Source organism: Paraburkholderia sp. 2C (assembly GCF_054589215.1).
Genome location: NZ_BAAILL010000042.1, coordinates 351,795 through 370,579 on the forward strand (window position 1 = coordinate 351,795; position 18,785 = coordinate 370,579).

At 63.3% G+C, this 18,785-nt stretch carries 14 protein-coding genes and 1 riboswitch; of the genes, 7 read left to right on the forward strand and 7 right to left on the reverse strand.

Annotation, left to right across the window (positions count from 1 at the left end; genetic code table 11):
- The first annotated feature begins 61 nt into the window (after positions 1–61).
- The 4 genes from ACYPXD_RS21585 (at position 62) to pdeR (ending at position 8,096) form a co-directional block, all read left to right on the forward strand.
- Positions 62–625 (forward strand): PRC-barrel domain-containing protein, encoded by a 564-nt coding sequence (locus ACYPXD_RS21585; RefSeq protein WP_459715658.1) that lies wholly within the window; start codon positions 62–64, stop codon positions 623–625.
- Positions 626–639: 14 nt separating this feature from the next.
- Positions 640–1,056 carry a DUF3175 domain-containing protein gene (locus ACYPXD_RS21590; protein WP_459715661.1) on the forward strand — a complete coding sequence of 139 codons (417 nt, stop codon included), beginning with the start codon at positions 640–642 and terminating at the stop codon, positions 1,054–1,056.
- Between the two features lie 112 nt (positions 1,057–1,168).
- A complete protein-coding gene (locus tag ACYPXD_RS21595) occupies positions 1,169–5,740 on the forward strand; it encodes a DEAD/DEAH box helicase (protein ID WP_459715664.1) in 4,572 nt (1,523 codons plus the stop codon).
- A 343-nt stretch (positions 5,741–6,083) separates the two neighbouring features.
- A complete protein-coding gene (gene pdeR / locus ACYPXD_RS21600; RefSeq protein WP_459715667.1) occupies positions 6,084–8,096 on the forward strand; it encodes a cyclic di-GMP phosphodiesterase in 2,013 nt (670 codons plus the stop codon).
- A 177-nt stretch (positions 8,097–8,273) separates the two neighbouring features.
- Here the strand turns inward: pdeR and ACYPXD_RS21605 are convergent, their stop codons facing one another.
- Together ACYPXD_RS21605 and ACYPXD_RS21610 are read right to left on the reverse strand one after the other, a co-directional pair.
- Positions 8,274–9,152 carry a crotonase/enoyl-CoA hydratase family protein gene (locus ACYPXD_RS21605; RefSeq protein ID WP_459715672.1) on the reverse strand — a complete coding sequence of 293 codons (879 nt, stop codon included), beginning with the start codon at positions 9,150–9,152 and terminating at the stop codon, positions 8,274–8,276.
- A gap of 488 nt (positions 9,153–9,640) precedes the next feature.
- Complete coding sequence (locus ACYPXD_RS21610; protein ID WP_459715675.1) at positions 9,641–11,098, reverse strand: M20 family metallopeptidase; 1,458 nt, start codon at positions 11,096–11,098, stop codon at positions 9,641–9,643.
- 176 nt (positions 11,099–11,274) lie between these two features.
- Here ACYPXD_RS21610 and ACYPXD_RS21615 point away from each other — a divergent pair, with 176 nt between their 5' ends.
- Entirely contained in the window at positions 11,275–11,592 is a 318-nt protein-coding gene (locus ACYPXD_RS21615; protein WP_459715678.1) for a superinfection immunity protein, read from the forward strand.
- 129 nt (positions 11,593–11,721) lie between these two features.
- Positions 11,722–11,827: riboswitch (ZMP/ZTP riboswitch) on the forward strand.
- A gap of 23 nt (positions 11,828–11,850) precedes the next feature.
- Positions 11,851–12,483, forward strand: coding sequence for a LysE family translocator (locus ACYPXD_RS21620; RefSeq protein ID WP_459715680.1), 633 nt, complete (start codon positions 11,851–11,853; stop codon positions 12,481–12,483).
- 97 nt (positions 12,484–12,580) lie between these two features.
- On the opposite strand, the gene ACYPXD_RS21625 is transcribed toward ACYPXD_RS21620, so the two are convergent.
- From ACYPXD_RS21625 to ACYPXD_RS21640, 4 genes are all read right to left on the reverse strand, one after another.
- Entirely contained in the window at positions 12,581–12,859 is a 279-nt protein-coding gene (locus ACYPXD_RS21625; RefSeq protein ID WP_459715682.1) for a YodC family protein, read from the reverse strand.
- A gap of 547 nt (positions 12,860–13,406) precedes the next feature.
- Positions 13,407–14,972 (reverse strand): MFS transporter, encoded by a 1,566-nt coding sequence (locus tag ACYPXD_RS21630; protein ID WP_459715685.1) that lies wholly within the window; start codon positions 14,970–14,972, stop codon positions 13,407–13,409.
- Between the two features lie 36 nt (positions 14,973–15,008).
- A complete protein-coding gene (locus tag ACYPXD_RS21635; RefSeq protein WP_459715688.1) occupies positions 15,009–15,662 on the reverse strand; it encodes a TetR/AcrR family transcriptional regulator in 654 nt (217 codons plus the stop codon).
- 148 nt (positions 15,663–15,810) lie between these two features.
- Complete coding sequence (locus ACYPXD_RS21640) at positions 15,811–16,236, reverse strand: OsmC family protein (RefSeq protein ID WP_459715691.1); 426 nt, start codon at positions 16,234–16,236, stop codon at positions 15,811–15,813.
- 606 nt (positions 16,237–16,842) lie between these two features.
- On the opposite strand from ACYPXD_RS21640, the gene ACYPXD_RS21645 reads away from it, so the two are divergent.
- A complete protein-coding gene (locus tag ACYPXD_RS21645) occupies positions 16,843–17,706 on the forward strand; it encodes an enoyl-CoA hydratase/isomerase family protein (protein ID WP_459715807.1) in 864 nt (287 codons plus the stop codon).
- 88 nt (positions 17,707–17,794) lie between these two features.
- On the opposite strand, the gene ACYPXD_RS21650 is transcribed toward ACYPXD_RS21645, so the two are convergent.
- Positions 17,795–18,781, reverse strand: a complete 987-nt coding sequence (locus tag ACYPXD_RS21650; protein ID WP_459715693.1) for a hypothetical protein — start codon at positions 18,779–18,781, stop codon at positions 17,795–17,797.
- Between the last annotated feature and the right edge of the window lie 4 nt (positions 18,782–18,785).

Consider the following 18,785-nt stretch of genomic DNA (forward strand, 5'->3'; position numbering starts at 1 on the left):
GTTCTGCTGAGGAACGCCAGTTGCTCGCCCACTCCGTGTCTCAACCCTTCGGAGAACCGCGATGAGCACAGGTGCAAACATCGTCGGCAGCGGCCGCGCCATGGCAAACGGGCCGGGACCTGAAGTGATGGCCGCAGCGACACTTGATGGCAACCGTGTGATGAGCTCGGATGGCCACGACGTCGGCAAGCTCAAGGACATCATGCTCGACATCCGCTCGGGACGCATTGCGTATGCGGTGCTGTCGACCGGCGGCTTTCTCGGCATCGGCGACAAGCTGCTGGCGATGCCCTGGAGCGCGCTCACGCTCGACCCGGACCGCAAATGCTTCGTGCTGTCGCTCAACGCCGCGCGCGTGAAAAATGCGCCGGGCTTCGACAAGGATCATTGGCCGTCGATGGCGGACGCGACGTGGGCGACGTCGATTCACCAGTACTACGGACGCGAGCCGTATTGGGGAAGCAGCGACGGGGGCAACGGACGCCGCGGTGAAGGTCGCGGTGAAGGTCGCGGTGAGGGCCGCGGTGAGGGCAATAGTTATCGCTCGTCTTCGTCCGACTATGGTGTCGGCGATGTCCCAGCCGGTTCGTCGGATGCGCCCGAGGCGGGCGGCGTCAAGCTTTGAGCGAGCGCACAGCCATGGCCACGACCCCATCCCGCTCCCGTTCATCGTCGGGCAAATCCGCTGCAAAGCATCCGTCGACGCGCAGCAAAGGCGGCCGACCCGCGCGTCAGCGCCACGCGCACGCGTCGCAGCAGGCGAAGGCCGCCGAAGGCAACACGTCACGCCGCTGGTCGCATCAGGTGATGGAGCATAGCGATGCGATGGACCTCGAACCCGACATCTTCAAGACCGGCAGCGCGCAGGACATCGCCGAATCGCTCAAGCGTTCGTCGACGCATAGCAAACGGCGCAAAGGCACACCGTTCCAGTCGGCGATGTCGATGCTCAACTTCTATATCAACCGCGCCGGACGCAATCTGCCTAAAGGGCGGCGCGATACGCTGCAACAGGCGAAGCGCAAGCTGCGCGAGGCGTTCGGCCGCGAACCCTGAACCGATGCGCTAGCGATGCGCGTCGCGGGCAGCGCGCCCATGGCGCGCGCGCCGAAAACCTGCGAGACTTTCTTCCTGAAGACGCAATCGGGCGGGCCGCCGCCCTCTGGATATGGCTCGTCGCGCCCCCAACTACGGTCGCATGACTTCCGGCTCTTCTCCTGCCGACGCGCTCGCCGGGTTCCACCCGGCCGTGGCCGGCTGGTTTTCGAAAACCTTCCCCGCCCCCACCGACGCCCAGGCCGCCGCGTGGCCGCTAATCCGCAGCGGCCGGCCGACACTCGTGGCCGCGCCGACCGGCTCCGGTAAAACGCTGACGGCCTTTCTGTCCGCGCTCGACGAACTCGTGCGCGAAGGGCTCGCCAACGGCGGCACGCTGCCCGACGAAACGCTCGTGGTCTATGTGTCGCCATTAAAAGCGCTGTCGAACGATATCCGCATCAATCTGCAGGCGCCGCTGGCCGGCATCGCGCAAGAGCTTGCCGAGCGCGGCCTGCCGCCGCTCGAGATCCGCACAGCCGTGCGCACCGGCGACACCACGCAGCAGGAACGCGCCGCGCTGCGCAAACGCGCGCCGCACATTCTCGTCACGACGCCTGAATCGCTCTACGTACTGCTCGGCTCCGAGTCGGGCCGCGCGATGCTCTCGACCGTGCGCACCGTGATCGTCGACGAAATCCACGCGATGGCGGGCAGCAAGCGCGGCAGCCATCTCGCGCTTACGCTCGAGCGGCTCGACGCGTTGTGCGGACGTCGTTTGCCACGCATCGGTCTGTCCGCGACGCAAAAGCCGATTCGCGCGGTCGCGCGCTTTCTGGTCGGCGGCGCGAGCGTGGACAGCGAGGTGCCTGCGGACTGCGAGATCGTCGATGTCGGTCATGTGCGCGAACGCGATCTTGCGCTCGAGATTCCGCCGGTACCGCTCGAAGCCGTGATGTCGAACGATGCGTGGGAGCTCGTCTACAACCGGCTGGCCGAACTGGTCGCGCAGCATCGCACGACGCTCGTGTTCGTCAATACGCGGCGCATGGCCGAACGCGCGGCGCGGCATCTGACCGAGCGGCTCGGCAAGGAGGCGGTCGCGGCGCACCATGGCAGCCTTGCGAAGGAACATCGCTTCGACGCCGAGCAGCGCCTTAAACGCGGCGAATTGCGCGTGCTGATCGCGACCGCTTCGCTCGAACTCGGCATCGATATCGGCGACGTCGAGCTCGTTTGCCAGCTCGGTTCGCCGCGCGCGATCGCGCCGTTTTTGCAGCGCGTGGGGCGCTCGGGTCATCAGGTCGGCGGCATGCCCAAGGGACGTCTGTTTCCGGTGTCGCGCGACGACCTCATCGAATGCGCGGCGCTGCTCGATTGCGTGCGGCGCGGCGAGCTCGACGCATTGCAGATTCCCCGCGCGCCGCTCGACGTGCTCGCGCAGCAGATCGTCGCCGAAGTGTGCAGCCGCGAATGGAGCGAAGACGCGCTCTTCGAACGGTTTCGCGAGGCGGCGCCGTATGCGTCGCTCGAGCGCGAGCAGTTCGACGCAGTGCTCAAGATGCTGGCCGAAGGCTTTACCACGCGCCACGGCACGCGCGCTGCGTATATCCATCGCGATGCGGTGAACGGCACGCTGCGCGGCCGGCGCGGCGGCAAGCTCTATGCGGTGACGTCCGGCGGCACGATTCCGGAAAACGCCGACTATTCGGTGATACTCGAGCCGCAAGGCGTGCAGGTCGGCACCGTCAATGAAGACTTCGCGGTCGAGAGTCTCGCAGGCGACGTCTTTCAGCTCGGCAATGCGTCGTATCGCATCTTGCGTGTCGAAAGCGGCCGGGTGCGCGTCGAAGATGCGCACGGTCAGCCACCGAGTATTCCGTTCTGGCTCGGTGAAGCGCCGGGGCGCAGCGACGAGCTGTCATTCGGCGTGGCGCGCTTGCGGCGTGAGATCGAACAGATGGTTGCGAGCGATGCTGACGAAGCGCTGCGTATCACCGCCCTGGCCGCCCCGGCCAACCACGCAGCATCGGTGGAAAGCGCGGTTGCCGAGCGTCCGCGCGTGGATCGCGGCATCGGACGTGCAATCGAACGCGCGATCGATCGCCTCGTCGACGAAATCGGCATTTCAGAGCCCGCGGCGCGCCAGATCGTCGAGTATCTCGCCCGCGCGCGCCAGGCCCTGGGCGCATTGCCGACGCAAGACACGCTTGTCATGGAGCGCTTTTTCGACGAATCGGGCGGCACGCAGCTCGTCATTCATTCGCCGTTCGGCAGCCGCCTGAACCGCGCATGGGGCCTTGCGCTCAGAAAGCGCTTTTGCCGCACGTTCAATTTCGAACTGCAGGCCGCTGCGACCGAAGACGCAATCATCCTCTCGCTGACGGGAAGCCACAGTTTCGCGCTCGCCGAAGTGTGGCGCTATCTGAACTCGACGAGCGCCGAGCATCTGCTGATTCAGGCGCTGCTCGACGCGCCGCTGTTCAATGTGCGCTGGCGCTGGAACGCGACGACCTCGCTCGCGCTGCCGCGCTACACGGGCGGCCGCAAGACCGCGCCGCAATTGCAGCGTATGCGCAGCGAAGATCTGCTCGCGGCCGTGTTTCCGGATCAGGTTGCGTGCGCGGAAAACATCGTAGGCGAGCGTGAGTTGCCGCGCCATCCGCTCGTCGATCAAACCGTCGACGACTGTCTGCACGAGGCGATGGATACCGAAGGCTGGCTGCAACTGCTACGCCGCATTGAGCGCAAGCAGGTCACGCTGATCGCACGCGATCTGCCTGCGCCATCCGCGCTCGCCGCGGAGATTCTGACCGCCAGGCCCTACGCGTATCTCGACGATGCGCCGATCGAGGAACGCCGCACGCAAGCGGTGCTCAATCGTCGCTGGACCGATCCCGCGTCCACCGACGATCTCGGTGCGCTCGACGCCGAGGCGATCGCGAGCGTGCGCGAAGAAGCGTGGCCGCAAGTGCGTAGCGCGGACGAAATGCACGAGGCGCTGAACACGCTCGCGTGCATCACCGAAGCCGAGGCGCAGCAATACGAGGGGTGGGCTGCATGGCTCGCGGCGCTTGCGCAATCGGGCCACGCGACGCGGCTTGCCATCGCGCGGCACGACGCGCTGTGGGTGCCCGTCGAACGCTTTGCGTGCGTGCGCGCGCTCTATCCCGATGCGCCGCTCGCGCCTAAGCTGCGTGTACCGAAAGCCTACGCCGACGCGTGGAACGAGGACGATGCGCTCGTCGAAGTCGTGCGTGCGCGACTCTCGGGCTTCGGTCCGCTGCCGGTGCCGGCGCTCGCGCGTGCACTGGCGCTGCCCGCATCGGCCATCGCGCAGGCGCTCGCGCGCCTCGAAGCGGAAGGCTATGTGATGCGCGGCCGCTTTACGCCCGGCAGCGCCGACGAAGAATGGTGCGAGCGGCATCTGCTCGCGCGCATTCATCGCTATACGGTGCGCAAGCTCAGGCGCGAGATCGAACCGGTCGAGCGCCACGATTTCATGCGTTTCCTGTTCACATGGCAGCGCGTTACGCCGGACACGCGCGGTACGGGTCGCGACGCGCTCGCTGCCGTGCTCGATCAGATGGAAGGCTTCGAAGCCGCGGCCGCGGCATGGGAAGAAGACATTCTGCCCGCGCGGCTCAACGACTACTCGCCGATGCTGCTCGACGAATTGTGCCGCGCGGGCAAGATCGTATGGACGCGGTTGACCGAGCGTTCGCGCGCAGCGAGCGCGCCCGTGCGCAGCACGCCTGTCGTGTTGTTGCCGCGACGCCACCTCAACGCGTGGAATGCGTTGTTCGATCCGCAGAAGCAGCCTGAACTGTCGTCGCGCGCGCAGCTCGTGTACGACGCGTTGACGAATCACGGCGCGATGTTCTTCGACGAACTCGTGGCCGATGTGCATCTGCTTCCGGTGGAACTCGAAAACACGCTCGGCGAACTGGTCGCGGCGGGGCTCGTGCATTCCGATAGTTTTGCGGGCTTGCGCGCGCTGCTCAAGCCCGCTTCGGCCAAACGCAATGCGTTCCATCATGGCCGGCGCCGTGCGGCAACGCCGCTGATCGGCGGGATGGACGATGCGGGCCGCTGGGCGCTCGTGCAGCGGCGCAAGCCATCGCCTTCCGATGCGGTGCAAACCGTTGCGAGCGCAACGACGCCGGGTTCGTCGAGGCCCGCCATCGTGGCCGCTTCTTCCGCGCGCCGCGCGCCCTTCTCGCCCGAGGTGATCGAGCACATCGCGCTGACGCTGCTGCGCCGCTATGGCGTCGTGTTCTGGCGGCTGCTCGAACGCGAGGCGCAATGGCTGCCGCCGTGGCGCGACCTGCTGCGTGTTTATCAGCGGCTCGAAGCACGCGGCCAGGTGCGCGGCGGACGCTTCGTGAACGGGCTGTCGGGCGAGCAATTCGCTCTGCCGGAAGCGATTCCAGTGCTGCGTGAGGCACGCCGGCGCAGACAGGACGCACGCGATCAGCACGACGCAAGCGGCAACGCCTTCGTGTGCGTCGCCGCAACCGATCCGCTCAATCTCGTCGGTACACTGCTGCCCGGCGACAAGGTACCGGCCGTCGCCGGCAACCGCGTGCTGTTTCGCGATGGCGTGCCGGTCGCCACACTGGTCGTCGGAGCGTTCAACTACATCGAAGAAACGGATGCGGCCGCGCGCGAACAGATGCGCGCGTGCCTCGCGCGGCGCCGCTAACCGGCGCGCGCATCGACGTACTGGCCGTATATTTCAGGTATCCAGCACGCATATTCACGTGCATGCCTTCCCGTCGTCGTCATGGCTTCAACATCAATGCGCTGCGCCGTCATGAAGCGATCGACGACGGTACAAGCGCAATAGCGTTGGCTATTGCTATTAAGAATATTCTGCGCTAAACCGTTAACCTGTTCGGAGCCCGAAATCCGGACTTCCTTCGCTACAATGGGGACAGCTTCCGCAAGCCGACCGTCTTGCCATCCGCCCGCTCGAGCCGTTTTTTGCCGGTTACATTGCACCGGCGGCGAGGATAGGTGGCATTTTTGCCCGGATACCCTCATTCATGAACGACGACCAATACGATCAGGTACACCAGGCGCTGTATGCACGGTTCGGTACGCATAGTCCATGCTGGCGTTTGTCGAGCGACAGCAATGCGCTCGAGCTGTCGCCGGTTACCGGCGACGGCCCCGCCACCGCCGCCGTCGCGCTCACCACGCAGCAGGCCGCGCAAATTCGCCGGCTGACCGGCGTCACGTCGCACCTGACGCTCGAAGTGCGCCTCTATGGCGAACCGCTGCGCCTGCATCTGGTTGGGAAAAAGCTCAATAGCAGCACATGGGCCGGGACCGCATCGGAGTACGCAGATACCGAATCCGTCGCGCGCGATCTGGTGCACGGGCTTTCGTTTGCCGAGCAGGTCGTGTCCGAGGTGAATTCGGTGGTCGTGATCGTCGACCGCAATGGCCGTATCCAGCGCTTCAATCGCCTTGCCGAAGAGCTGACCGGCATGAAGGAAGAAGACGTGATCGGGCGCAGCGTATGGGCGCTTTTCATGTCATCGGAAGCGGGCGCGGCGTCGAGCCAGAATATTTCCGGCTTCTTCAATCGCGGCGTGTCCTACGAAGTCGAACGGCTCGTGCGCACCGTGCACGGCGAGCGGCTCTTCCTGTTTCGCAACAAGTTCGTGCAAAGCGGCAGCGGCATGGACGAGCAGTTCCTGATCTGCTCGGGCACCGACATCACCGAGGAGCGCCGCGCGCAGGAACGTCTATCGGAGCTCGCGAACACCGATTCGCTGACGGGCCTGCCGAACCGCAACGCAATCCAGGACAAGATCCGCACCGCGATTGCGAGCGCGGCGGCCGATACGTCGGTCGGCATCCTGTTTCTCGATCTCGACAACTTCAAGAAGGTCAACGACCACTACGGGCATGTATTCGGCGACCGGCTGATCCAGGACGTCTCGGCCACCGTGCGCGATTGCCTCGACGAAGGCGATACGCTGGCGCGTCTGGGCGGCGACGAATTTATCGTGCTGTCCTCGCCGGCAACAGCCGCGTCGCTCGAAGCGACCGCGCAGCGCATTCTCGAACGCTTGCGCACGCCGTTCAGCCTCGGGCTCGTCGAGGTCTATACGGGCTGCTCGATCGGCATCGCGCTCTTTCCCGAACATGGCGACAGTCTCGAATCGCTTATCCGTGCCGCCGATACCGCGATGTATGTCGCGAAAGATGGCGGCAAGCGCACGTATCGCGTGTTCTCGCCGGAAATGAACCGCAAGGTCGCCGAGTATATGTGGCTCGATACGAATTTGCGGCGCGGTCTCGATGAAGGACAACTGACGCTGCACTATCAGCCGAAGCTGTCGCTCGCAACGGGTGCCGTGTGCGGCGTCGAGGCGCTCGTGCGCTGGAACTCGCCGGAGCGCGGGCAGATCATGCCGAACGAATTCATTCGTTATGCGGAGGAGTCCGGATTGATCGGCCCGCTCGGCCGCTGGGTCATGCAGACCGCGGCCGCGCAGGCCGCGCAATGGAAAGCGCGCGGCCTGACGTTGCGCGTGGCGATCAACGTGTCGGCGCGCCAGCTCGTCGATACCGCGGTGGTGCGGCATTTCAGCGAGGCGCTCCAATGCGCGAACCTCGATCCGTGCCTCGTCGATCTCGAGCTGACCGAGAGCTGCCTGATAGAAGACGAAGCCGCGGCGATCGGCCTGATCACGCAGTTCCGCGAACTGGGCGCACAGGTGCACCTCGACGATTTCGGCACCGGCTATTCGTCGCTGTCGCAACTTGGCCGCATTCCGCTCGACGTGATCAAGCTCGATCGCAGCTTCGTGCGTTCGATCAATACGGACAAGAAAGCGCAGGCGCTCGTGCGTTCGATGGTGGCGGTCGCTCAGGCGCTGCAACTGCAGGTGGTCGCGGAAGGTATCGAGACCGAAGCCGAAGAGCTCTTTATGAAAGGCCTCGGCGTGGAATACGTACAGGGCTACCTGTACAGTCAGCCGATGCCGGCTGCCGAGTTCGAACAATGGCTGGTCGACCGGCAGAAGGTCCGGCTGATCGCCTGAACGGCGCAATCCGCGCGATCCGCAAGACCCTCTGCCCGCCCACGCGCGATACTGGACCGGGCTCTTTCGTGACGCCTCCTGCCTGTTGCGCCCGGATTGCTACCGGGGGGTTGCTACCGGGTTATCCCCGGCTGCGCTCAGCGTCGCTTGAGTTTCAATCGAGCCTCGCTGCGCACATCAGGCGACGCTCGCGTTGTGATGGCGCAGATTGCCCGTGCGGCGATTTTGCAGCATCACGAGCCGCTCCATGAACGCGAGATCCTTCTCTTCGATCGTGAACGCGGCCTCGACCCAGTCTTCGGTAATTTCCATCAGCTCGGAACGCGAAAGCTGCAGCACGCGCTGCCGTGCGCGCACCATCGCGCGGATGCCGTTCAGCTTCGGACGCAGCGTATCGACAAAGGTGCGCGTCGCGATATAGGCGTCGCCCGGTTCGAACAGCTGATCGACGAGCCCTTTTGCCGCGTGCCATTCGGCCGTGTGCGATTCGCCGCCGCCGATCAGCTCCTCGGCGAGACGCATGCCGGCACGCCGCGCCACGAGCGAATACCCGCCCATGCCCGGAAACAGATTGAACGCGATTTCAGGGAAGCCCATTCTCGCGTCGTTCTGCGCAAGCACGAAATGATGCGCGAGCGCCGCCTCGAATCCGCCGCCGAGCGCCGTGCCCTCGATCATCGCGATCGAGATCGCGCCTGTGTCGAAGCCGCGCGCCGCCGCATGCACGCAATCGACGCAGGCGCGCGCATACGCCATCAGCGCCTGGCGTTTGCCGGCGCGAATCGCCTCGGCAAAGAAACTCAGGTCTCCACCGACGTTGAACATGGTTGGGATCACCGAACCTGTCACCCAGAAATCGATCGGCAGCCCTGACTCCTGCGCGGCACGCGCGAGGCTCAGAATGTCGTGCACAAGCTCCAGGTTGAAGCACGGACGTGGTTGCGCACGCAACATCATCCACATGATGTTGCGTTCTTCTTCATAAAAAGCCGAGATTTGTGAAAGATTGCCCGCTTCGACGAACGGACGACATGCGTGATGGCTATTCAGGTTCATTTCCAGTGGTCCTTTTAGGTTATAAAACGTCGGAAGAGCTATACGAGCCTAAAACAGACCACAATCCCGCGAGAGCGGCTGGCTAACATTTCGGCACAATTAACGGAGTGCGCGCGCCAGACCTGCCAGCGCGCCTTTGCGGTAACTCGTACCGACGTTTCGTGGCGCAAACGATTGCGAGTGAACACGTATAGCGAAATGCCCGATCAGGACCGCCGCGGCATGGATGGACATCATGCCATTAGAACCTTTGCTTCAATCTTTCTGTGGAAATTTCATTCCATTTATGTAATGCAGAGCGGATATATTCCGGCTGCATTTTTATTCGAATTATCGGAAAAGGGGTAAATAGCGCCGGGGCGCCGGGCGCAAGTGGCTGGGGAGGCGGTTGACGGCCGCAGCGACGTGCGGCCGGGGGACATTTCGGTGTCCGTGGTGACGACGCACCTGCATCGTGCACGAGGCAGGTGCTCAGGATGCCGGAGCGTTTATGGCGCGGCCGCAATCACCTCGGCGACGCAGGCCGTGAGTTTCTTACCGTACGGTACGTGCAGGAATTCGTTGGGGCCGTGCGCGTTCGACTTCGGCCCGAGCACGCCGCACACCATGAATTGCGACTGCGGAAAGCCGGCTTTCAATACGTTCATCAACGGAATCGTGCCGCCCTGGCCGATATAGGCGCAGTCGGCGCCGAAGTGCTGGCGGGACGCGTCGTTCAAGGCGGCGCCGAGCCATGTTGCGACGTCTGGCGCGTTCCAGCCCGTCGCTGCCCCGCTGTCGGGCTTGAATGTGACCTTCGCGTTGTACGGCGGGTCGAGTTCGAGCAGCGCTTTCAGTTCGTCGACAGCCCTGGCGGCATCGACGAGCGGCGGCAGCCGCAGCGACAGCTTGAACGCGGTGCGGGGGCGCAGCACGTTGCCCGCGTCGGCAAGCGACGGCAAGCCCGCTGCGCCGGTCACCGCAAGCGATGGGCGCCACGTCGAATTGAGCAGCGCATCTTTCGGGTCGGTCGTGGTCGGCAGCACTTGCCGGCCATCCTGCCCGCACGCCCAAGGCATTTTCTTCCACACATCGTCGCCGAGAATCGTCGCGGTCGCTTCGGCTTCGCGCAGACGCTCAGGCGGTATCGGACAATGAAAGCCCTTCGGCAGCAGATTGCCGGTCGAGGCGTCTTCGAGCCGCTCGAACAGTTGCCGCATGACGCGAAAGCTCGATGGCGCAATGCCGCCATAGGAGCCCGAATGAATGCCCTCGTCGAGCACCTGCACCTCGAGGTCGCCCGAAACGAGGCCGCGCAGCGAGGTGGTGAGCCATAACTGGTCGTAGTTGCCCGCACCCGAATCGAGACAGACGACAAGGCCGACTTTTCCCAGCCTGTCGCGCAGCGCGTCGACATACGGCAACAGGTCGTAGCTGCCCGACTCCTCGCAGGTTTCGATGAGCCCGACGCAGCGCGGCCGTTCGACGCCTTGCGCATCGAGCGCCGCAAGCGCGGTGACACTCGCGTAGATCGCGTAGCCGTCGTCGGCGCCGCCGCGGCCGTAGAGCTTGCCGTCTTCGAGCTTCGGCGTCCAGGGTCCAAGGTCGTTGCGCCATCCGGCGAATTCCGGCTGCTTGTCGAGATGCCCGTACAGCACGATCGTCTCGGTGCTGCCCGAGCGTGTCGCGGGCGACTCGAAGAAGATCACCGGCGTGCGGCCCGGCAGACGCACCACTTCGAGCTTCAGGCCGCGCACCGGCTGCGTTTGCGCCCATTTCGCCGCTTCGGTGACGACGCGCTCGATGTAGCCGTGCTTCTGCCACTCGGCGTCGAACGCCGGGCTTTTAGCAGGAACGGCGATGTAGTCGGTCAGCGCCGGAACGATCTCGTCGTTCCATTTGCGTTCGACGAAATCGCGCAGGGTGTTGGGGTCCAGTTTTGAGTGCGTGGTGGCGTCGGAAATCATCGCAACATGTCCGGTCGGTGAAAAAGCACATGATAGTCCCGCCCGGTCATGGACGCTGCTGCGCAGCGTTTTGTCGCGGCGCGGCGCATGCCGCGCCGTGCGACCGTGCACTGCGCGCGTGACGTATTCGCGCGACAATGGTGCATCCGCCACACCTCTCCCGCCGCCGCAATCTCATGGAAAATCTCGCCGTACAAGGCGTCGCGGCTATCGTCGCGCTGGCAGTCTATTTCCTGCCATCGATCATCGCCGACCGGCGCAAACGCTACGATCTGCTGACTATCGCGCTCTTCAACGCGGTGGTCGGGTGGACCGTGTTCGGCTGGCTGCTTGCGCTTTACTGGGCGCTGCAGCCGAATCCGCCGAAAAACGTGGCCGGCGAAATCGTCAAGTCGCGCAAGGTCGTGAGCATGCGCACCTTTTCGACCATGCTCGCCGAACGGGTGCGCCTGCGTTCGTCGCGCAACAACGCGCGCGAGCGTTCGTCAAAGTGAAGAACGCCGATCGTGGAGGGTGGCCGCGGCCGTTGCATGGCATGGCGGACAAGGCCGGACGCGCCGCTCAATAGCCATACTGTTGAGATCGTCTGAGCATCCGCAACAGCTGTTGTCGTGGGATAATCGCGCGGTTCGCGCAACTGGCGCCACGAGATGGATCACCATCGGGGAACGCGAACCGCACTCCGCCGCTGGCCGGAGCCGCGAACCGCCGCGCGCCTGGGCATTGCCTCGATCTTGTCACGGAGACATGCAATGCCCGAACACACCGCTCTTCTCGCATTCGGCCTCGTCGCACTGGGTATGGCGCTGACGCCCGGCCCGAACATGATCTACCTTGTGTCGCGCTCGATCTGCCAGGGCCGCACGGCGGGGCTGATTTCGCTCGGCGGCGTCGCGCTCGGCTTTGTCGTCTATATGTTGTGTGCGGCCTTCGGCATTACCGCGCTGCTGCTTGCGGTGCCGTTCGCCTACGACGCATTACGCTTCGGCGGCGCGCTCTATCTGTTATGGCTCGCATGGCAAGCGGTGAAACCCGGCGGACGCTCGCCATTTCAGGTGCGCACACTGCCCGCGGACAGTCCGCGCAAGCTGTTTGCCATGGGCTTTGCGACCAATCTGTTGAACCCGAAAATCGCGGTGCTTTATCTGTCGCTGCTGCCGCAGTTCATCGATCCGCAACACGGCAGCGTGCTCGGCCAGTCGCTCGCGCTGGGTTTCGTGCAGATAGCGCTCAGCATGTGCGTGAACGCAGCGGTCGCAATGACCGCGGGTTCGATTGCGGGGTTTCTGGCGCGCCGGCCCACGTGGCTCGTGATCCAGCGCTGGATGATGGGAACGGTGCTGACCGGTCTGGCCGTAAGAATGGCGGTGGAAGCGCGGCGCTAGGCTTCTGGAAAGGCGCGTTCAGGGAAACGCGCCTCGTGAGCCTCACTCAGGAAGCACATGAGGGAAGCACATGAGGGAAGCACACGATGGAAGCCCATCAGGGAAGCACGACCCGAATGAATTTGTGCAGTTGCACCGAGCCCGCCGGAATCGAGCGCGGCTCACGGCGCACGTTCTCGAGATCGAAAATGTCCTGACGCAATTCGCCGTGCTCGTCGAACCACTGGCATACGAGCCGGTCGGCGGCGGAACCGGCCACGGGCCCTGCGTAAGTCACGGTCATACGCGGGCCGCCGGCCTTGAGCGTGACGACATCGCCGACGTTCAATTGGCCGGTACGCATCGTATCGAATGGTTTGAGAGTAGCAGTCAGCATGATGTCCCCGTTATAAGCGTAAGCGTCGAGCCGTCTGATCAAACACTGCCGTAAACGCACTGCCGTCGATTCAATTGAAAGAAGTGCCGCAAGATTATCAATCTGATTTTCCGCAAGCAAGCTTTTTCTAAAAGAAACCGTTCTGCGCACAAGTTAAGCAGATTTATAAAATATTTTAGAACGAGTGTTCAAAATATGGGATGCGCTATGGCTGTAAGCTCGTCGGGCTTGGACTGTAAGATCAGATCCGCTCGGGGTAAGGGACTGACGGCCTCAGTGGAGGGCGCTGTAATCTACACCCAGCCATCGAATGTCACGCCCGCGCAATAATAGTCGTTAACGCGGAGTACCCTGCGGAGTACGCTGCGGAGTGCACCGCGGAGTGCAGCGACTTAATGGCCGATAATCCGCCCATCAATAAATTGATCGATCATTGCTGAACATCAATAAATCGCGATCAGCGTTAAAAGGGCAAAAGGTCCGACTATTCACAGGTAAAGGTCAGGCCTAGATAAAATGCCTGACGAATATTCGTGGGGGTTTTTGCTCAATTTACGCGCAATTGTTCAGCTTGCGATTTTTCCCGCGCGAGCCGCGACGCGCGCTGGCGCTGATGGCGCACCACCATCACGCTCAACACCACACAAGCGGCGAGCAGCATCGTATTGATGCTGAGGCTGCCTTCGAACGCATGCGCGTACGCCTGCGGCGTGTCGCGATCCTGCACGATGCCGAAGAACACGCCGCTGATCGCCGCGATACCGAACGCGGCGCCGATCTGCAGCGTCGTGTTCACCACGCCCGATGCGAGTCCCGCCTTTTCGGGCACCACCTCGGACAGCACGACGCGCATCACCGACGGAAACACGAGCCCATGCCCGATCCCCGCGCAGACGAGGCCCACATAGAACACAAGCCCCGGCTCCGTATGCCGCAGCGCGGCCCAGCCCGTCACGGTGAAGCCGACCGCGAGCAGCGCGAAGCCCAATGTCAGCACGTGCGTGCCGATTCGCGCAACGACCGCGGGCGAGGTCAGCGGCCCGAACACGAAACCGATCGCAAACGGCATGATGGCGAGGCCCGCCTCGAGCGGCGTCCAGTGCAATCCTGTTTGCAGGTAGATGCCGTACGTCAGGAAGAACGCGCTGTTGCAGTAGAACAGGAACGCGACGACGAGCCCAATTGAAAACGCAGGATTGCGGAACAGTTGCAGGTCGACGAGCGGGAAGCCGCCGCGGCGCACGATGCGCTGCTCGATGCGGATAAAGAGCACGAAAACGGGCACGGAAAGCGCGAACATGACGAACGTCCACCACGGCCAGCCGGCCTCGCGGCCGTGTGTGAGCGGATAGATCAGCAGGAGCAGAAGCAGCGACAACAACACGACGCCGACCGTATCGACCTTGGTGCGGGTCGGCTGCCGGTTCTCCGGGATGCACTTCCACGCGCCGGCGAACGCGAGCAGCCCGATCGGCACGTTGATCAGAAACACGGCACGCCAGTCGAGGCCGAATGGCCGATAGGTGATCAGCGCGCCACCGCCCAATTGTCCGACTATCGATGACAGCCCATAAACGAAGCCGTAGAAGCCGATGATTCTGGTCTGCTGGTGCAGCGGCACGACCGCGCGGATCGTCGCAAGCACTTGCGGCACCATCAGCGCTGCCGCCACGCCTTGCAGAATGCGCGCGCCGACGAGCATCGTGCCGTCGGTCGCGATGCCGCATAGCGCCGATGCGATGACAAAGCCGGCCATGCCGGTCATGAAGATCCGCTTGCGGCCGAACAGGTCGCCGAGGCGCCCGCCTGTGATCAGCAGCACCGCGAATGCCGACGCGTAAGCGGAAATGATCAGCTGCAGTTGCGCATCACTCGCGTCGATGCCGGCGTGAATCGACGGCAGTGCCAGATTAACGATGAAATAGTCGAGTGGCGCAAGAAACGCACCGACCAGCAGCACGACGAGCGCCATGCCCGTGTGTGCGGCAGGCGGCGACACATCGGAACCTTGCTGCGCGGTCGGCGGCGGGGAAACCGTGTGACCGCCTGCGCCGCCTTTCCCGCCGTTGTGCGCGTCATCGGATGGCGGGCGTGGAACATCTTTCGAATTCATGACTGACCGTTCAAAAAATCGACAAAAATTTTACAACTAGACCGTCAGCGCGCGCATCGCCATATCGACGACCGCCGCCAATTCATCTTCGTTGCGCTTGACCTTGCCAACGACGCGCAAACCCTGCGTCACGCATAGCAGGTAGTCGGCGACCGCTTTTTCGTCGAGCGCCGGGTTGAACACGCCGGCCGCCTGGCCGCGAATCACCGCCGCTGCGAACAGCGTCGCGACGCGCCGCTGGATCGCGGCGACTTTTGCGTATAACGCTTCATCATGCGGTTGCATTTCAAGCGTGGCGTTCGTAATGAAGCAACTGCGCTGCCCGGCGAGCGCAGCCGCGACGCGCGTGTGATGCAGCAGCGCATTGCGCAGCGCCTCTTCGGGCGATACGTCCGCGTTCAGGCGCTCGACGAGCGCTGCGATCGATCCCTCGGCGTAATGGTCGAGCGCAGCCAGCATCAGGCCCTGCTTGTCGCCGAACACGCCGTACAGGCTGCCGCGCAGTACACCTGTCGCCTTGACGAGGTCGTCGATCGACGTGGCGTGATAGCCGTGGCCCCAGAACACGCGGGCCGCCTTCGCAAGCACGGCATCGGTGTCGAACTGGCGTGGACGCCCGCGCGCCCCCTCGGCGCCCGGGCGGTGCCCGAACTTGTGCATACGCTTTTTGGGAACGATGGATTGCGACATGGGGCGGATTTTATGACTGGATAGTCAATAAATCAACCGCTGAAACGCGCCTGACATTTGCCGCCGCGGCACAGGTCCGTGCGCCGCGGCATTCCGCCAGCCAGAAGCCGGTCTGGAGACGGGTCAAGCGGATCTGGAACGATCGCGCTCAGGTCTCGAGCTTCGCGTCCATGGTGATCGTCGCGTTGAGCACCTTCGAGATGGGGCAACCGGCCTTCGCATCGGCGGCCGCCTTGTCGAATTTGGCCTTGTCGCCACCGGGGATTTTGACGACGACATCAAGGTGCGACGCGGTTAGCGAGAAGCCGCCGCCGTCCTTGTCGAGCGTAACCGTCGCAGTGGTCGCGATACGCTCCGGCTTGATGCCGGCTTTGCCCAGTTCCGCGGACAGCGCCATCGAGAAGCAGCCGGCGTGCGCGGCCGCGATCAGTTCTTCGGGGTTCGTGCCGACACCGCTTTCGAACCGTGTCGAGAACGAATACTGCGTATCCTTCAGCACGCCGCTGTCGGTCGAGATGCTGCCCTTCCCATCCTGCAGACCACCCTGCCAGACTGCTGATGCTTTGCGCTTCATCACGCTCTCCTGTTGGTTGCCTTGTCCGTGGTGCATGCCTTCGCATCCGCCGTGCCGCGACGCTTGTCCGCAACGATCCCGCCCGGATTCTTCTGCGGAAAACAACGTCGCATTGCAATGGCTACCCTCCGATCAAGGCGCGGGCGTAGACCGGACTTCATCATAGGCTCAAGCTCGCGACGCCGCGATGACGCTGTACCGAAACCGAGGCGCAGCCGCAATGCGCGCACTTTGCAATCGCGACAACCCGATTGCGGGTCGAACCATCTTTTTCAGCGCTGAGAAAGACTCCGGCTGGAAAGACTCTCGTGGTCTCCGCATGTGCGCCGTTCGCCGTGCCTTGCTGCTCAAGCCCGTGCCTTGCTGCTCAAGCATTAGCACGCTGCAACGGCGCGTGCTTTAGCCCGATGCTAGTATCCGAACCAGTTCGCCACCCGGCCTTTCCGACTTCCTGAAGTTCGCGCTATGCCGGCGCATCCGTCTCCGACCGAGATGAACGGGCGACTCTCCCGCGCGGCAAATGGACCCCGTTCGGCGGCTCCGGCAAACCGCGTCGACTTCCCGATTCGCACCGCACCCCATGCAACGCATTTTCGAGGAGGCACCATGATCGACAAGGTTGAACCCAGCGCTTCGCAGCCGGCGCAGGAGCAAGTGCGCGTCAATCGCGTCACACCGGCGTACTGGCAGATCACGTTACACAATCCGCCGTTCAACATCTTCGGCCCCGATTCCATTCCGCAGTTGCAGGCCGTGGTCCACGCGATTGAAACGACGCCGGAACTCAAGGTTGTCGTGTTTCAGAGCGATGTACCCGGCTACTTTCTGACTCACTACGATTTCATTCCTCCGTTATCGGACTCGACCCGTCTGCCCAACGGCCCGACCAGCCTGCATCCGATACCCGACATGCTGGTGCGAATCAGCAAGTCCCGCGTCATATCGATCGCGAAACTGCGCGGGCGCGTGACCGGCGTCGGCGGCGAGCTCGCGCTCGCAAGCGATATGCGCTTCGCCGCCCTCGAGAACCTTGAGATCTCGCAATGGGAAGCGGGCGCGGGATTTGTACCCGGCGGCGGCCCGATGGCACGATTGCCCCGCCTGATCGGCCGCGGCCGCGCGATGGAAGTCCTGCTCGGCGCCGACAATATCGACGGCGAGACGGCGGATAAATACGGCTACGTCAACCGCTCGCTGCCGGACGCTCAGCTCGACGACTTCGTGGACAGGTTCGCGCGTCGTATCGCGAGCTTCGACGGAGAATCGCTTGCGGACATCAAGCAGGCGGTGAACTACGCCAGCCTGCCGCCCGATGCAGAGTTTGCCGCTGGCTGGAACCTGTTTATCTGGTCTGTGCAGCGGCCCGAAGCACAATATCGCATTGGCGAGTTGATGAAGCGCGGTTTGCAGAAAGACCCCGATATCGAGCGCAATCTCAATCGCTACACTGAGGAAGTGGGCAAGCGCTAGGCCACGGATGCGGGCAAACACCATGGGCATATGCTAGCGCGGGACAAAGCCAGCGCTAGCAAAACGCCAACTGCGCGCGAACAACGCGCTACGCCACGGCCAGATCGGCACCCGAAGCAGTAGCATGTGCATCCTCACCGGCGTGAGCCTGATCCTGCGCGTGTTGTTGAAGCGGCGCGCGATGTTCCAGCACCTTCAGGATCATCGACTCGTTGTTCAATCGCCCGCCGTCGACACTTTGTACCTGGCGCAAATCCACCAGCAGCACATCGCCCTTGCCGAACCGCTCACCCGCATCGATCTTTTTCAGGAACTCCTTGTCCTCGATCGACGCGTGGAAGGTTGCGATGCCGTCATGCACACGCCATTTGTTGCCATCCTTGAACGCGAGCGATTCGATCTGCAACATCTTGTGCGACGTGGTATCGGAAACGACTTCCGCCGCTGTTTCCAACGTGGCGGCGCTCAACACGCCGAGTTCATCGTCGTGAAACTCCAGCGTGACCTTGTTGTCGATCACAATGCTGAAGTCCGTGATGCCTTCGCGCTCGAGCGGCGACACGACCTTCTCCAGACTCGTACGCACGATGCTGTTGTGATAAAGCTTCATGACGCGCGAGTCGATTTCGATGGATTCGGACTCTGAGAAATGGACCGTCGTTAAACCGCCGTTCCGCTGCACCTGTACCGGGCGCCGCCCCTTGAGCCGTCGCAGCAGGCCGATCAGGCCGCCACCACCGACGAATCCCACCAGCGTCATGATCGCGTAGCCGTTGCAGACGGCGTTTGCGCCGTGACCCGACAACATGTCCCGAATGTGCGCCAGCAGATGCTGGGTGGCAACGAGATCGATGCCGAACGACCCGGCTTTGAAGCTCGCGTTGACATGCACACGAATGCTGGATGCGTCTCCGTTGACTTCCTTGTTGACGGCAGCGAGCAGATCCGCGATAGCGATAAGGGCAGGTGCGAGGTCGCGAACGTCCATACGGTGCTCAACGAGGGCAGGACCGTCAAAGACGACGTGAAACGGCTGGTGATGGCTTTTTTTCATCTCGAAGTGCGCGGCGCTCATTTAC

Coding starts and splice junctions, on each gene's coding strand:
- ACYPXD_RS21585 (WP_459715658.1), top strand. CDS start 62: ATGAGCACAGGTGCAAACATCGTCGGCAGCGGCCGCGCCATGGCAAAC.
- ACYPXD_RS21590 (WP_459715661.1), top strand. CDS start 640: ATGGCCACGACCCCATCCCGCTCCCGTTCATCGTCGGGCAAATCCGCT.
- ACYPXD_RS21595 (WP_459715664.1), top strand. CDS start 1,169: ATGGCTCGTCGCGCCCCCAACTACGGTCGCATGACTTCCGGCTCTTCT.
- pdeR (WP_459715667.1), top strand. CDS start 6,084: ATGAACGACGACCAATACGATCAGGTACACCAGGCGCTGTATGCACGG.
- ACYPXD_RS21605 (WP_459715672.1), bottom strand. CDS start 9,152: ATGAACCTGAATAGCCATCACGCATGTCGTCCGTTCGTCGAAGCGGGC.
- ACYPXD_RS21610 (WP_459715675.1), bottom strand. CDS start 11,098: ATGATTTCCGACGCCACCACGCACTCAAAACTGGACCCCAACACCCTG.
- ACYPXD_RS21615 (WP_459715678.1), top strand. CDS start 11,275: ATGGAAAATCTCGCCGTACAAGGCGTCGCGGCTATCGTCGCGCTGGCA.
- ACYPXD_RS21620 (WP_459715680.1), top strand. CDS start 11,851: ATGCCCGAACACACCGCTCTTCTCGCATTCGGCCTCGTCGCACTGGGT.
- ACYPXD_RS21625 (WP_459715682.1), bottom strand. CDS start 12,859: ATGCTGACTGCTACTCTCAAACCATTCGATACGATGCGTACCGGCCAA.
- ACYPXD_RS21630 (WP_459715685.1), bottom strand. CDS start 14,972: ATGAATTCGAAAGATGTTCCACGCCCGCCATCCGATGACGCGCACAAC.
- ACYPXD_RS21635 (WP_459715688.1), bottom strand. CDS start 15,662: ATGTCGCAATCCATCGTTCCCAAAAAGCGTATGCACAAGTTCGGGCAC.
- ACYPXD_RS21640 (WP_459715691.1), bottom strand. CDS start 16,236: ATGAAGCGCAAAGCATCAGCAGTCTGGCAGGGTGGTCTGCAGGATGGG.
- ACYPXD_RS21645 (WP_459715807.1), top strand. CDS start 16,843: ATGATCGACAAGGTTGAACCCAGCGCTTCGCAGCCGGCGCAGGAGCAA.
- ACYPXD_RS21650 (WP_459715693.1), bottom strand. CDS start 18,781: ATGAGCGCCGCGCACTTCGAGATGAAAAAAAGCCATCACCAGCCGTTT.